This window comes from Methylobacterium sp. J-001, from assembly GCF_022829565.1.
Lineage (GTDB): Bacteria > Pseudomonadota > Alphaproteobacteria > Rhizobiales > Beijerinckiaceae > Methylobacterium.
Window position 1 is genome coordinate 59,434 of the sequence record NZ_JAKSYN010000200.1, and the last position, 14,523, is coordinate 73,956.

The 14,523-nt window shown below is 70.4% G+C and carries 11 protein-coding genes and 1 pseudogene; 6 read left to right on the top strand and 6 right to left on the bottom strand.

What is annotated here, in order from left to right; genetic code table 11:
- Positions 1-9: 9 nt before the first annotated feature.
- On the bottom strand, positions 10-1,401 hold the full coding sequence (locus MKK65_RS24610; RefSeq protein ID WP_243960595.1) for an amidase: 1,392 nt from the start codon (positions 1,399-1,401) through the stop codon (positions 10-12).
- 5 nt (positions 1,402-1,406) lie between these two features.
- Positions 1,407-3,008, bottom strand: coding sequence for an ABC transporter substrate-binding protein (locus MKK65_RS24615; protein ID WP_243960596.1), 1,602 nt, complete (start codon positions 3,006-3,008; stop codon positions 1,407-1,409).
- A 208-nt stretch (positions 3,009-3,216) separates the two neighbouring features.
- Between MKK65_RS24615 and MKK65_RS24620 the strand changes: the two genes are divergently transcribed.
- Genes MKK65_RS24620 through MKK65_RS24640 form a run of 5 tightly spaced genes read left to right on the top strand, consistent with a single transcriptional unit; the run spans position 3,217 to position 10,687 of the window.
- Entirely contained in the window at positions 3,217-4,761 is a 1,545-nt protein-coding gene (locus MKK65_RS24620; protein WP_243960991.1) for an acetolactate synthase large subunit, read from the top strand.
- Positions 4,758-7,115: a penicillin acylase family protein gene (locus tag MKK65_RS24625; protein WP_243960597.1), complete on the top strand. Its 2,358-nt coding sequence runs from the start codon at positions 4,758-4,760 to the stop codon at positions 7,113-7,115. Before MKK65_RS24620 ends, MKK65_RS24625 begins: the two co-directional genes overlap by 4 nt.
- A gap of 34 nt (positions 7,116-7,149) precedes the next feature.
- The gene (locus tag MKK65_RS24630; protein WP_243960598.1) at positions 7,150-8,631 is read left to right on the top strand and encodes a M81 family metallopeptidase; all 1,482 of its coding nucleotides are present in this window, start codon (positions 7,150-7,152) and stop codon (positions 8,629-8,631) included.
- Complete coding sequence (locus tag MKK65_RS24635; RefSeq protein WP_243960599.1) at positions 8,628-9,770, top strand: M20/M25/M40 family metallo-hydrolase; 1,143 nt, start codon at positions 8,628-8,630, stop codon at positions 9,768-9,770. Before MKK65_RS24630 ends, MKK65_RS24635 begins: the two co-directional genes overlap by 4 nt.
- A gap of 11 nt (positions 9,771-9,781) precedes the next feature.
- Positions 9,782-10,687, top strand: a complete 906-nt coding sequence (locus tag MKK65_RS24640; RefSeq protein WP_243960600.1) for an NmrA family NAD(P)-binding protein — start codon at positions 9,782-9,784, stop codon at positions 10,685-10,687.
- 2 nt (positions 10,688-10,689) lie between these two features.
- On the opposite strand, the gene MKK65_RS24645 is transcribed toward MKK65_RS24640, so the two are convergent.
- The gene (locus tag MKK65_RS24645; protein ID WP_201025716.1) at positions 10,690-10,854 is read right to left on the bottom strand and encodes a hypothetical protein; all 165 of its coding nucleotides are present in this window, start codon (positions 10,852-10,854) and stop codon (positions 10,690-10,692) included.
- 76 nt (positions 10,855-10,930) lie between these two features.
- Positions 10,931-12,325, bottom strand: a complete 1,395-nt coding sequence (locus MKK65_RS24650) for an amidase family protein (RefSeq protein ID WP_243960602.1) — start codon at positions 12,323-12,325, stop codon at positions 10,931-10,933.
- A gap of 319 nt (positions 12,326-12,644) precedes the next feature.
- Here MKK65_RS24650 and MKK65_RS24655 point away from each other — a divergent pair, with 319 nt between their 5' ends.
- Entirely contained in the window at positions 12,645-12,806 is a 162-nt protein-coding gene (locus MKK65_RS24655) for a hypothetical protein (protein WP_201025715.1), read from the top strand.
- A gap of 73 nt (positions 12,807-12,879) precedes the next feature.
- Here the strand turns inward: MKK65_RS24655 and MKK65_RS24660 are convergent, their stop codons facing one another.
- Both MKK65_RS24660 and MKK65_RS24665 read right to left on the bottom strand, forming a co-directional pair.
- A complete protein-coding gene (locus tag MKK65_RS24660; RefSeq protein ID WP_243960993.1) occupies positions 12,880-13,788 on the bottom strand; it encodes a metallophosphoesterase family protein in 909 nt (302 codons plus the stop codon).
- A gap of 65 nt (positions 13,789-13,853) precedes the next feature.
- Positions 13,854-14,345: pseudogene (locus tag MKK65_RS24665) on the bottom strand (VIT1/CCC1 transporter family protein); the annotation flags it as partial.
- Positions 14,346-14,523: the final 178 nt, after the last annotated feature.

A 14,523-nucleotide genomic window follows, 5' to 3' on the forward strand; every position in this document is an offset into this window, starting at 1 on the left:
CCCGACGCGTCAGACCGGCGGGCGGCGCCGATGCCAGTCGGTCGCCTGCTGGTAGGCCTGGCCGATCCGCAGGGCCATCGCCTCGTCGTAGCCCCGGCAGGTGATCTGCAGCGACAGCGGCAGCCCGGCGGATGTGAACCCGTTGGGCAGCGCCAGCGCGCACAGATCGAGCAGGTTGCCGAAGCGGGTGAACCGCGACGGCAGATGCGCCTCGTCGACCTCGGTGAGCGCCACGGCGGCGCATTCGGTGGTCGGCGTCAGCAGGGCGTCGATCCCCTCCAGGGCGGCGGCATAGGCGACCTTCATGGCGGCGCGGCGCTGAAGCGTACCGAGATACTCCTGGGCCGAGACTGTCGCGCCGGCCAGGATCCGGGCCCGCACCGCGTCGCCGAGCTGCGAGGCCGGGTCCTCGGCGAGGGCGCCGTTGACGAAATAGGCCTCGGCGTTGGTGATCCCGCTCATCGCCACGCAGTCGGCGAACCGGAACGGCAGGGCGACGTCGACGATCTCGGCGCCCTGCCGGGCCAGGAGATCGAGGGCCGCATCGTAGGCCGCCAGCATGTCGGCGGCGACGCCCTCCCGCTCGGCTTCCGGCATCCGCCCAAGGCGCAGGCCGCGCACGCCGCGGTTCAGGGTCAACCAGGGCGCGTCCGGGGCGATCCCGCGGGTCGTCGGATCGAGCGGGTCGGGGCCGGAGATCGCCTCGTAGAGGAGCGCGGTATCCTCGACGGTGCGCGCCAGCGGGCCGGGCGTGTCCAGCGTCGTCGAGAGTGGCACGATCCCCCAGGTCGAGACGCGTCCGACCGTGACTTTCAGGCCGGTCAGCCCGCAGAAGGCGGCGGGCAGGCGCACCGAGCCGCCGGTATCGGTGCCGATGCCCCAGGGCGCCATCCGGGCCGCCACCGCGACCCCGGTGCCGCTGCTCGACCCGCCCGGCGTGCGCGGCGTCTCCGGATCCCAGGGGTTCAAGGGGGTGCCGAGATGCTGGTTGGTACCCCAGCCGCCATAGGCGAACTCGACTGTGTGGGTCTTGCCAAGCACGATCATCCCCTGCGCGATCAGCCGCCGGGCGATGGTCGCGGTGCGCTCGGCCCGGCGCGCCCGGTGGGCGGCCGAGCCGCCCATGGTGATCCGGCCCTCCAGGTCGATCAGGTCTTTCAGCACCACCGGCACGCCGTGCAGCGGCCCGACCGCGTGCCCGGCACGGATCGCCCGGTCGGCGCCCTCGGCCGCCAGACGCGCATCGGCGGCGAACACCTCCGTGAAGGCCTGGAGCTTCGGCTCCAGTTGCGCAACCCGGTCGAGCAGCGCGTCGACCGCGTCCACCGGGGACAGTGTCTTCGATCCGATCGCCCTGGCGAGTTCGGCCGCGGACGCGTCGACGAGATCAAGATCAGCCATCGGGATCACTGCACGCTGACGAGGGTGAGGTCGACGAACCAGGATTGCGGCGAGACGAAGCCGTGGATCTTCTTCGACATCCCGCGCGGGTTGAGGTCGTGCACGATGAACAACCAGGGCGGATTGTCCACCAGCCGCTCGTGGGCGAGCGCGGTCTGCGCGTCGATCACCTTCGTGTCGTCGGTCTCGGCCAGCGCCTTGAGGGCGGCGTCGAACGCGTCGTCCTTCCAGTTCGGGAAGTTGAAGCCGCCCGGCGGGAACCGGTCGCCCGCGAAATAGCGCGCCATGACGCTGGCGTCCGACGAGGGCGAAGAGACGTTGAGCGCCATCGAACCCTGGAGGCTCGACGCATCCGGCAGCGCCCGGCTCGAGTTCAGCAGCACCTGCCACTCGACCACGTTGAAGCTCAGCTCGACGTTGCAGGCCTGCTTCAGGTTCTCCTGCAGGTACTCGTTCATCGGCATCGGCAGCATCTGGCCCGAGCCCGAGGACGAGATCATCACCTTGAGGCTGAGCGGCTTCTTGTCGGAATAGCCCGCCTCGGCCAGCAGCGCCTTGCCCTTGGCGGCGTCGAAAACGTACCGGTTCTTCGGCGCACCGAAATTCGGGTCCTTGTCGTTGAGCCAGCCCGAGGCCGGCTCGGCCATGCCGTTGAGCAGCTCAACGATGGCGGCCCGGTCGACGCAGTAGTTCAGCGCCTGGCGGACGCGCACGTCCTTCAGCGGGCTGTCCTTGGCGCCGATGTTGAAGATGTAGGGCCAGACATGCGGGTAGGAGCCCGTGGTGATGGCGAAGCCCGCCTGCTTCAGGGACGGGATCGCGTCGGGCGCCGGCACCTCGATCCAGTCGACCTGCCCCGACCGCAGTGCCGCGACCCGGGCATTCGCTTCGGGGATCGGCATCAGCCGGACCTTGTCGACCTTGGCCATCCGGCCCGGGTCCCAGTAGCCGTCGAACTTGGCCAGATCGACCGATTCCCGCGGAGCGACACGGGTGATCTTGAACGGGCCAGTTCCAGCTGCTGGCAGCGCCGCGACCTTGGCCCAGTCCCGCCCGGCCTTCTCGAAGGATTGGGGCGAAGTGAACAGCAGGTAGACCACCATGTCGGGGAAGTACGACGCGACCTGCGTGGTCGTGATCTGCACGGTGGCATCGTCGATCTTCCTGTAGCTCCCGACCAGGGGCGCTCGGGCCCGGGAGATGCCGGCCCCCTGCGGCTCGAATTGCGGGCTGTCGTTCTTGAAGTAGCGGTCGAGGTTCCAGATCACCGCGTCGGCGTTGAACGGGGTACCGTCATGGAAGCTGACGCCCCGGCGGAGGTGGAAGGTCCAGATCGTCTTGTCGGTTTGATCCTGCTCCCAGCGCTCCGCCAGGGCCGGGACGATGCCGGCGAGCTTGGCCGTGCTCTTGAGGTCCCACTGCACCAGCCCCTCGAAGATCGGGTAGCCGAGGAAGCGCATGCCCTCGAAGCCGTTGTTGGGCATCCCCGTGGCGGTGGGGATATCGGAGGCAGTCATGGCAATGCGCAGGACGCTCTCGGCGTTGGCCGGGGCGGCCGCGACGAAGGAGCCGGCGACGGCAGCGGCAAGCAGGCGGCGAAGTTTCATCGGATCCCGTTCGTCGAGGTTGCGGGATGCCAACGGCAAAACTCGCGCCAGATCGTGCGATAGTCCAGGCGCTCGATGACCGGGCGGCGGCGCGTTTCGGCCCTTGCGCTCGTCACGGGCTGCGCCACGATAATAAAGAATGCGATTCGCCGGCCGTCTGGGCCGGATCGAGAGGGAGCCGCCCGTGACCGATGGGACGCAAACCACGATGAACGGGGCCGAGAGCCTCGTCCGGACCCTCGTCGCCGGCGGGGTCGAGGTCTGCTTCACCAATCCCGGCACGTCCGAGATGCATTTCGTGGCCGCCCTCGACCGGGTCGAGGGGATGCGCTGCGTGCTGTTCCTGTTCGAGGGCGGGGCGACCGGCGCGGCGGACGGCTATGCCCGCATGGCCGACAAGCCGGCCTCGACCCTGCTGCATCTCGGACCGGGCCTCGCCAACGGGCTGGCCAACCTGCACAACGCCAAGAAGGCGCGCACGCCCGTCGTCAACATCGTCGGCGAGCACGCCACCTACCACCGGGAGTACAACGCGCCGCTGACCTCGGACATCGAGGGGCTGGCTCGCCCGATGTCGTCGTGGGTGCATACCGGCATGAGCGCCGCCGAGATCGGTGCCGACGGCGCCGCCGCCATCGCGGCCGCCCGCACCGCGCCGGGGCAGGTCGCGACCCTGATCCTGCCGGCCAACACCGCCTGGGACCCGGGCACGGGCATCGCCCCGGTGCCGCCGATCTCCGAGCGGGCGCGAGCCGCCGATTCGGCCATCGCGGCCGCCGTGGCAGCGCTCGCCAGCGGCGAGCCGGTGCTGCTCCATCTCGGCGACCGGGCGGTGCAGGGCGAGGGCCGGGTGATCGCCGACCGGATCGCCCGCAAGACCGGCGCGACGCTGATGGCCATGACCTCCAACGCCCGGATCGACCGGGGCGCCGGCACGGTGCCGATCGAGCGCCTGCCCTACCCGATCGACCAGGCGATCGAGGCCCTGAAGGGCTTCCGCCACATCATCCTGATCGGCGCGACCCAGCCGGTCGGCTTCTTCGCCTATCCCGGCAAGCCCAGCCTGCTCGCCCCCGAGGGCTGCGCGACCCTCACCCTCGCCACCCCCGAGGAGGATCAGATCGACGCGCTGGAGCGGCTCGCGGAGGCGGTCGCCGCGCCGCCGGCCGAGCCGATCGCGGTGAAGCCGCGGCCGAGCCTGCCGCGTTCGGGCGCGCTGGACCAGGATGCGATCGGTCAGGTGCTCGGGGCGCTGATCCCGGAGGGCGCGGTGATCTGCGACGAGTCGATCACCACCGGCCGCAACTTTTTCGCCCTGACCCGGGATGCGGCGCCGCATGCCTGGCTGCAGCTCAGCGGCGGCTCGATCGGCCTCGGCATCCCGATGGCCACCGGTGCGGCCATCGCCTGCCCCGGCCGCAAGGTGATCAACCTGCAGGCCGACGGCAGTGGGCTCTACACCGCCCAGGCCCTCTGGACCCAGGCCCGCGAGCGCCTCGACGTGGTGACGCTCATTTGGTCGAACCGCTCCTACGCGATCCTGCGGGCGGAACTCGCCAATGTCGGCGCGCACAATCCCGGCCCGAAGGCGCTCGGCATGCTGAGCCTCGACAACCCGGCGGTGGATTGGGTCAGCCTCGCCCGGGGCTTTGGGGTCGAGGGCCGGCGGGTCGAGACGCTGGAGGACTTCATCGCGGCGTTCCGGCACGGGCTGGACAATCCCGGGCCGCACCTTATCGAAGTCGCCCTGTGAGCGGGGCCGCCTACGCGCTTCCTGGGCTCGAAGGGCCGGCCGAGATCCGGGTCGACCGCTGGGGCCTAGCGCATATCCGGGCCGCGAAGCCGCTGGACGCCTTCCGGGTCCAGGGCTTCAACGCCGCCCGGGACCGGCTGTGGCAGCTCGACCTCTGGCGCAAGCGCGGCCTCGGCCTGCTGGCGGCGGATTTCGGGCCGGGCTACCTCGCCCAGGACCGGGCCGCGCGTCTGTTCCTGTATCGCGGCGACATGGCTGCCGAATGGGCCGCCTACGGGCCGCAGGATACCAAGGCCATCGTCACGGCCTTCGTGGACGGGATCAACGCCTTCGTCGCATTGACCGAGACGCAGCCGGAGCTGCGCCCCCCGGAATTCACCCTCACGGACACGCGCCCGGCCCGGTGGTTGCCCGAGGATGTGGTCCGGATCCGCAGTCACGGACTGGTGCGCAACGTCCTGTCCGAGGTTGCCCGCGCCCGGGTGCTGGCCCGGGCCGAGACCCGCGAGGCCGGGTTTCTGACCGACGACCTGCGCAAGCGCATCAACCCACCGCACGATCCGTCGGTCCCGGACGGCATCGACGCCGCGAATTGGCCCGACGATCTCCTGGACGATTTCCGGCTCGCCACCGCCCCGGTCGGGTTCACCCCCGAGCGGATGGCGGCCCGGCGCGAGGAGGCCTGGGACTGGACCAAGGTCGACGCCCATGGCGCAGTCACGCGGGGGCCGCGCGCCGCCCCGACGGAGCCGGTCGAGGGCTCGAACAACTGGGTGGTGGGACCCGCCCGCACCGAGACCGGCCGCCCGATCCTGGCGAGCGATCCGCACCGGATCTACCTGCAGCCGTCGCTGCGCTACGCGGTCCACCTCACCGCCCCGGGCCTCGACGTGATCGGCGCGGGCGAGCCGGCCCTGCCGGGCATCTCCATCGGCCATAACGGCCACGCCGCCTTCAGCCTGACCATCGCGCCGATGGATCAGGAGGATCTTTTTGTGTGCGAGACCGATCCCGGGGATCCGGATCGGTATCGCTACGAAGGCGACTGGGCGCCGATCGAGCGCGTCACTGAAACCATCCCGGTGCGCGGCGGGCCGGACGAGACCGTGATGCTCGGCTTCACCCGGCACGGCCCGGTGATCCGCGAGACGGGCGGGCGGGCTTTCGCTCTGCGCACCGTCTGGTCTGAGCCGGGCGCTGCCGCGTATCTCGGCAGCCTCGCCTATCTCGGCGCCACGAGCCCGGAGGCGTTCGGGCAGGCTCTGCGCCACTGGTCGGCGCCCTCGGTCAACCAGCTCTACGCCGACGTGACCGGCCGGATCGCGTGGTTCATGGCCGGCAAGGCGCCCGTGCGGCCGGCCCATGACGGGCTTCTGCCGGTGCCGGGCGACGGCCGCTACGACTGGGCCGGGTTCCACGATCCCGGCGCCCTGCCCCACCGCATCGACCCGCCGGAGGGCTACCTCGCCACCGCCAACGAGATGAATCTGCCCGCGGACTTTCCCGCTAAGACCCGTAAGGTCGGTTTCGAATGGGCCGAACCCTGGCGCGCGCGGCGCATCCAGGTGTTGCTCGACGGCCAGAGCCGGCACAGCCTGGCCGATTCCCGGGCGCTTCAGGGCGACGACATCTCCGAGCCGGCCCTGCGTCTCGCCGGGCTCGTGCGAGCGCTGCCGGCGGTGACGGATCCGGATTTCGATGCGGCCATCGCCCTGCTGGCCCCGTTCGACGGGTCGCTGCACGAGAACTTGGCTGCCGCTGCCCTGATCGAAGTCTTCTGGGTCCGCCACCTGCGCCCGGCTCTGCTCGAGGCCCTGGTACCGGACACCCGGACCCGGCGCCTGCTGCCGCCCGGCGATACACAGAGCCTGATCGAGCGGCTGGCGGACGCCGTTGATCCGGCCACCCGCGACGGCCTCCTTGCGGAGACTTTGGGTGCTGCGTTCCGGGAGTGCCGCACGCGGATGGGGCCGGATACCGGAGCTTGGTCCTGGGGCCAGCTGCACCATGCGCACTTCGCGCATCCGCTCTCGGCCCTGCGACCGGATGCAGGCTGGGATATCGGCCCATTGGCCGTCGGGGGCGCCGCGGCATCGGTCATGCACGCGGAGTATCGGACCGACACGTTCCAGCTGACCCACGGTGCCTCGTTCCGCATGGTCGTGGATGTGGGCGACTGGGACCGATCGGTCTTCATCAACGTGCCGGGCCAGTCGGGGGACCCGGGCAGCCCGCATTACGCCGACCTGGCCCCCGTCTGGGGCCGCCGGGACCATGTGCCAATGCTCTACGGTCGCGCAGCCGTGGAGACGGCCACCGAGACGATCATCACGCTGAGCCCGGCCTCCGCCTGACCGGTGGCCGGCCGAAGACGAGGACCAAAAGACCTTGCAGATCTTCATCGCCGGACTGGCCACCGAGACCAACACCTTCGCGCCGCTGCCGACGGGCCGTGCTGCGTTCCTGGCCGATTATGCCCGCCGCGACGGCAGCCAGAACCCGCCCCGACTCAGCAACATCGCCCTCAAGGCCTGGCGCGAGCAGGCCGAGACGGACGGGCACAATGTTGTCGAGAGCCTCTCGACCTTCGCGCAGCCGGGCGGGATCACTTTGCGCGCCGTCTACGAGGAGTTGCGCGACACCCTGCTCGACGATCTCCGGGCGGCCATGCCGGTCCACGCCGTCCTGCTGTTCATGCACGGCGCCATGGTCGCCGAGGGCACCGACGATTGCGAAGGCGACACCCTGGAGCGGGTTCGCGCCATCGTCGGACCGGACGCGACGATCGGCGTCGAGCTCGACCTGCATTGCCACCTCACCGAGGCGATGCGGCAGAGCGCCGACATCATCGTGATCTACAAGGAATACCCCCACACCGACATCGTCGACCGTGCCCGCGACCTCTACCCGCTGGTGATGCGCACGGTCGCCAAGGACATCCGGCCCGTGATGGCCTATGCCGATTGCCGAATGATCAACATGTGGCGCACCACCCGCGAGCCGGTCGCCGGCTTCGTGCGCCGGATGGAGGCGCTGGAGGGCCGGGACGGCATCCTGTCGGTCTCCTTCGGGCATGGCTTCCCCTGGGGCGACGTGCCGGATGTCGGCGCGAAGATGCTGGTCGTCGCCGACGGCGATGCCGCCAAGGCGCAGGCGCTGGCGGACGACCTGGCCCGGGAGGTCTGGGCGATGCGCGAGGAAGCGGCGAGCCGCTGCGACAGCATCGATGCCGCCATCGACGCCGCGCTCGCCTCCGACGACCCCCGCCCGATGGTGCTGGCCGATTTCGCCGACAATGCCGGCGCCGGCGCGCCCTCCGACAACACCGCCATCCTGGCGCGCCTCGCCGAGCGCGGCATCACGGATGTGGCGCTCGGGCTGATCTGGGATCCCGGCGCGGTCGGGATCTGCCACGAGGCCGGGCTCGGCGCGACCTTCGTGCTGCGCATCGGCGGGAAGTGCGGCGTCACCTCGGGCGATCCGGTGGATCTGCGGATCACCGTGCGCGGCCTCTCCGAGGATCACAGCCAGGGTGGCCTCAGCGGCGGCCGGGCTCGACTTGGCCCGGCCGCCTGGGTCGAGGCCGACGGGATCCACGTGATCCTCACCCATATTCGCCAGCAGGCCTTCGCGCCCGACGCCTTCACGGGGCTGGGGCTGACGCTCGACGACAAGCGGATCGTCGTGGTGAAGTCGATGCAGCATTTCTACGCCGCCTTCGCGCCGATCGCGAGCGAGATCCGCTACGTCGCGGCGCCGGGCGCGGTCCCGCCCGATTACGGCGCGATCCCCTACACCAAGCGCTCGGGCCGCTACTGGCCCAAGGTCGCCGATCCCTTTGCCAATTCCTCCGCCGAGACCGCCCGATGATCCCGGACCTGCCTCTCGACGCTGAAGCGATCCTCACGACGCTGCGCCCCTGGGTCGAGTGTGAGAGCCCGACGCACGACGCGTCCGCGGTCAACCGGATGATGGGTCTGGCCGCTCGCGACCTCGCGGTCGCCGGGGCTGCGGTCGAGATCATCCCGGGGCGGATGGGTCTCAGCGATTGCGTGCGCGCCCGCTTCTCCCATCGGCACCGTGATACACCCGGCATCCTGGTGCTCGGGCATCTCGACACCGTCCATCCGGTCGGAACCCTGGCGAGCCTACCCTGGCGGATTGAGGGAAACCGCGCCTACGGGCCGGGCATCCTCGACATGAAGGGCGGCAACGTCATCGCGCTCGCGGCGATGCGCGCTCTGGTCGCCTCCGGCATTGAGACGCCGCTACCGGTGACGTTCCTGTTCACCGGCGACGAGGAGGTCGGCAGTCCCGCGACCCGGGATCTGATCGAGGCCGAGGCCGCCCGCCACGCCTTCGTGCTGGTGCCCGAGCCCGGCCAGTCCGACAACGGCGTCGTCACGGGCCGCTACGCCATCGCGCGCTTCGACTTGGAAGCCGTGGGCCGCCCGAGTCATGCCGGCGCCTCGCCCCATGAGGGCCGCTCGGCGATCCGTGCCATGGCGCGCATGATCCTGGCGATCGACGGCATGTCGGACGCGGATTGCACTTTCTCCACCGGGATCGTCTCGGGTGGGCAATGGGTCAATTGCGTCCCGACCCTGTGCCGCGGCCAAGCCCTGAGCATGGCCAAGCGGCAGGCCGATCTCGACCGCGGCGTCGAGCGGATGCTGGCCCTCTCGGGCGATCAGGACGGCGTCCGCTTTTCGGTGGCGCGGGGCGTCACCCGGCCGGTCTGGGAGCCCGATGCCGGTTGCATGGCCCTCTACGATCAGGCGCGGAGCCTGAGCGAGGCGCTCGGCCAGCCCCTGCCCCACCGCAGCGCCGGCGGCGGCTCGGACGGCAACTTCACCGGCGCCAACGGCATCCCGACCCTCGACGGCCTCGGGCCGCTGGGCCAGGGCTACCACACCCTCGATGAGCACGTGCTGATCGAGACGCTGCCGCAGCGAGCGCGGCTCTTCGCAGCGCTGCTTGCCAATCTCGGCACCGCGGGCCGATCATGAGTCCGGAGCCCGTGACGGTCGCGGTCGCCGGCGCCACCGGCGATCTCGGCCTGCGGATCGTGCGGGCGCTCCGGCGCGAAGGCGCAACCGTGACCGCCATCGTCCGGCCCGGGACGGACCAGGCTTCGGTCGCGCCGCTCGCGGCGCTGGGCGCCCGCGTGGTCGAAGCCGGCCCCGGCCGTCCCGGAAGCTGGCAATCCGCCTGCGCGGGCGCCGCTTGCGTGGTTTCGGCCTTTAACGGGTTGAGCGCGACGGTGATCGACGCGCAGACCGCCCTGCTGGAAGGCGCCGTCCGGGCCGGCGTACCGCGCTTCATCCCGTCGGACTTCTCCATCGACTACGCCAAGACCGCGCCGGGCGGAAATCGCAACCTCGACCTGCGCCGGGCCTTTCAGGCGCGCCTCGACGCGGCGGAGATCCAGGCCACCTCGGTTCTCAACGGTGCCTTCATGGAGTTGCTGGACGGACAGGCCCCGCTGATCCTCCACCGGCCGCACCGGGTGCTCCATTGGGGCAGCGCCGACCAGATGCTCGACTTCACCACCAAGGACGATACCGCAGCCTTCACGGCCCGGGCCGCCCTGGATGCCGCAACGCCGCGCTGGCTGCGCATCGCCGGCGACAGCTTGAGCGCTCGCGACTTGGCCGAGGCGGCGAGCGCGGCTCGGGGCACGCGCTATCGAACGCTGCGTGCCGGCGGGCTAGGCTCTCTGGGGATGATGATCCGCGTAGCTCGTACCCTCGCGCCGGGGCGCGGGGCGGTGTTTCCGGCCTGGCAGGGCATGCAATACCTGCGCGACATGTTCGAGGGCCGTGCCCGGCTCACGCCCCTCGACAATGACCGCTATCCGGACCTGCGCTGGACGACGGCTCGGATGTTCCTGTCGACGGCCGCCGGCCCACGCAGTCAGGCGTAAGGTCAGGCGCGGCCCCAGCCAAGGAACGCAACCGCGAGGGCGCCGACCATCCCCCCGATCGTGCCGCCGCCGAAAAATCCGGCCAGGGCCAGCAGCGGCCCCGAGGGCGCAGCCAGCGCGCAGACCAGGGAACTACCGATGCACCCTGCAGTGGCGATCACGGACATCGGAGGCCTCACACAACTATAGGTTGTATAAGCGCGGCCGTTGCAATCCTGTTCCCTGGCGACAGGCGGGTGTGGGTCAGACTGGATCAATCGGCATCTCCGGCACGCCGGAGGCCTCGATGACCGCGCCCGCCGCGAGGCACAGATCCTCCCGGTATCGGGCCGCGACGATCTGCACGCCCACGGGGGTGCGTCCGACGAGGCCGGTGGTGACGGTGAGAGCAGGGACGCCGAGCGGCGCCAGACCCACCTGCAGCAGATTCGCCTCGAAGGCGCGCTCGATCCCGGCTTCGCCGGTGCGGTCGAGCCCGTCCGGGAACGGCAGCTCGGCCGAGACCGGCACCAGCAGCACCGGATACTCGGCGAGGAACAATGACCATTCTCGCGCCAACGTGTTCCGCCGGACGAGCGCCTTGGCGATGGCGTCGGGGCCCATCGCTTCTGCCCGCCCGCGGAAATAGCCGAGCAGGTCGATGGCCGCCGGGTCGCCCTCGCGCTCGGCGGCAGCCCGCGCTGCACCGTAGCCGTCCCCCAGCCAGAGCTGCAACTGCAACGCGCTGGCCTCGCGGATCGGCGGGGTGTCGGCGATCTCCTCGACCGCCCAGCCGGCCGCGGTCAGCCGTCGCGCGGCCTCGCGCAACGCGATCTCGACCGCCGGCACGACCGCGAGGCCGCCGGGGCGCACGCAGAGCGCTGCCCGGCGCGGCACGGCCGGACCTTCTAGCGGCGCCGGCACCCACCATGGGTCGCGCGGGTCGGCGGCTGCCATTGCGTGGAGGCCGAGGCGCAGATCCGCGATGCTGCGTGCCAGAGGGCCCGACACCGCCATGAGCTGCGGTCCGATCCCGCGCTCTGGCGACGAGGCGTTCCACGCTGGAATCCGGCCGAGGCTCGGGCGCAGTCCGTGCACGCCGCAGGCATAGGCCGGATAGCGCACCGAGCCGGCAATGTCGGTCCCGTGGGCGAGAGCCCCGATCCCGGCTGCGACCGCTGCGCCCGCGCCCCCGGATGAGCCCCCGGGGGTCAGCGCTGGATCGCGCGGGTTCTTGGTCTCCCCATGCAGCTGATTGGTGGTGAACCAGCGCAGCGAGAAGGCCGGCGTGTTGGTCCGCCCGAGCAGCACGGCGCCGGCCCGCCGGAGATTGGCCACGACGGGATTGTCGTCGGCAGCCACGAGGTCGCGCTGGAGCCGCAGGCCGTTCGTGGTCGCGAAGCCGCGCTGGTCGACATTCACCTTGATCGTCACCGGCACGCCAGCCAGCGGGCCCAGCGCGTCGCCACGAGCACGTGCGGCGTCGACCGCGTCGGCTTGCGCCAGCACTTCCGCCGGGCGGTGCTCGACCACCGCGTTGATCCGGCTGTTGACTGCATCGAGCCGTCCGAGGGCCGCCTGTGCCGCCTCCCGGGCCGAGACTTCGCCGGTGCGAATCAACGCCGAGAGGTCGGTCGCGGTCAGACGCCAAAGCTGCATGAAAGATCCCTTCACAAAGATTCGCGGGGCCGAGATTCGCTCCGGATCCGAGCCGTGGGGGCGGGCACCACGGTTCGAAGCGGCCTTATTCTTTATGCAAATGCCCGGCCGCTTTTTTGAGCACTTGGCGATTGCGAGCGGCGGCAACGGTTTGCCGCATTGCAGCAGACGGAACTAAGCATTTCGCCTTAGCCGGCCCTTGCCAGACATAGAGTGATTGATAACCTCTTCTCGTTCGGGCGTTCGACCGGCCAGATCAGCAAAAAGGATCGCTCTCCTCCGACGAAGACAGGCAACCTCCAGAACAAGGCAGGCTTCCATGGCAGAGATGATTCGCGTCAAGCCGACTCACGACGGCACCTACACTGTCTATCGCGGGACTCTCGCATTGATCAGCGGTCTGACCCGCCTCCAGGCCGAACGCTACGAAGCGAGCATCAGCCAGCAGCAACGGACTGAACTCGCCGCCGCGGCTCATTGAATCCCTCCCGAGGCTGGCCGACCCGAATGGGCGCGGCCGGCCTCGGGACCGACGAATCTGAGTCTCGCAGCCGTCAGTCGAGGTCGATCGGACCCAGGTCGCCGATGGCACCCGCCGCATCGAGGCCGCGCCGCCGTGCGCTGATCGCGTAGCCAGCGCCATTCCGGGTAATATCGTACAAGATGTAGGAAGCTCGGCGCGCTGCCAAGCCGCCATGTCCGTCAGGCCGCGCCGAGGCCGAGGGCGCGCCGACCACCGGGATGCCGCGTCCGTCCGGCCCTGGCACGCGGGCGCTGGTGGTGGTGTGATTGTGACCGTGCAGGATCAGGTCTGCGCCGGCCCGGGCGATCATCGCCGTGAAGGCAGCGGCATCCTTGAGTTCCCGCCCCGACGATGCGCCCCCGGGCTGAGGCGGGTGGTGGATCATCACCACCCGGAACGGCTTGCCCGGCTCGGTGGCGAGCGCCCGCAGCAGGGACTCTGCGGCGGCGAGCTGAGGCGGGCCAAGGCGCCCGGTCGCGACGAACGGCTTCGTCGGGATCGCGCTCGAGAGCCCGATCAGGGCCACGGGCCCCCGACGACGCAGATACGGGAAGCGGCCGGATGAGCCCGAATCGTCGCCCGTGTAGCCGCCGCAGGCCGCCAGCAGGCCTTCCAGGGAGCCGCGCACATAGGCGTCGTGATTGCCCGGCACGAAGCTCACCGTCTCGGGCGAGCCCAAGGCCTCCAGGAAGGTCCGGGCGGTCTCCCACTCGCTCGGCAGGCCGATGTTGCAGAGGTCGCCCGTGCAGGCGACGTGCGCAGCGCCCTGCTGTTTCAGGTCCGCGACCAGGGTTTCGAGCACGGTCATGTCGTGGCTGCGCGAGCGGCCGCGCCGCCAGTTGGCGTAGCCGGTGGCGCGCTTGCCGATGAGCTGGTGCAGGCGCACGCGACCCAACGGGCCGACATGGGGGTCGCTCAGATGGGCCAGGCGGAAGGTCAAGGCCGACAATCAACGCTCGAGAGGGGCACGGGACGCGCCCCGCATCGCGGTCGCGAGCCCGCGCGTCAAGCGCTGCCAATCAGCATGCCGGTCGCGAGCACCAGCGCGCCGCCGAGCATCACCTGGATCGCCGCGCGCCAGAACGGCGTCGCCATGAAGTGGGTGCGGATCGCCGCGATCGCGATCAGCTCGACGATCACCACCAGGACGGCAAGGCTGGTGGCCAGGACGAACGGATCCGGCCAGCCCGGCGGGAGGTGATCGGGAATGGCGTAGGGCAGCGTATGTCCAAGGCCGCCCAGCGTCGTCATCACCCCGCAGACCAGTCCGCGCATCCACGGGTCGCCCCGGCCGGTGATGCTGCCGTCGTCGGACAGGGCCTCCGTGAAGCCCATGCTGATGCCGGCCCCCACGGAGGCCGCGAGCCCGACCAGGAAGGTCGCGCCGTTATGGCCCGTGGCGAAGGCCGCCGCGAAGATCGGCGCCAGGGTCGAGACCGATCCATCGATCAGGCCGGCCAGCCCGGGCTGCACATAGCGCAAGGCGAAGACGCGCCGGGCCTCGGCGGCGGCGTCGACCACGGTCTCGAGGGCGGCTGCCATCGGTAACACTCCTGTTTAGACGAATTCCAATCTATGATTTAGAACTGATCTAAACAAGGCAATTTTCAAATTTCGTCGGATCACGGTCAAGCTCGGCCGGATCGGGGGCTCGACGACGGTTCGATCCCGATGC

Coding starts and splice junctions, on each gene's coding strand:
- MKK65_RS24610 (WP_243960595.1), bottom strand. CDS start 1,401: ATGGCTGATCTTGATCTCGTCGACGCGTCCGCGGCCGAACTCGCCAGG.
- MKK65_RS24615 (WP_243960596.1), bottom strand. CDS start 3,008: ATGAAACTTCGCCGCCTGCTTGCCGCTGCCGTCGCCGGCTCCTTCGTC.
- MKK65_RS24620 (WP_243960991.1), top strand. CDS start 3,217: ATGAACGGGGCCGAGAGCCTCGTCCGGACCCTCGTCGCCGGCGGGGTC.
- MKK65_RS24635 (WP_243960599.1), top strand. CDS start 8,628: ATGATCCCGGACCTGCCTCTCGACGCTGAAGCGATCCTCACGACGCTG.
- MKK65_RS24645 (WP_201025716.1), bottom strand. CDS start 10,854: ATGTCCGTGATCGCCACTGCAGGGTGCATCGGTAGTTCCCTGGTCTGC.
- MKK65_RS24650 (WP_243960602.1), bottom strand. CDS start 12,325: ATGCAGCTTTGGCGTCTGACCGCGACCGACCTCTCGGCGTTGATTCGC.
- MKK65_RS24655 (WP_201025715.1), top strand. CDS start 12,645: ATGGCAGAGATGATTCGCGTCAAGCCGACTCACGACGGCACCTACACT.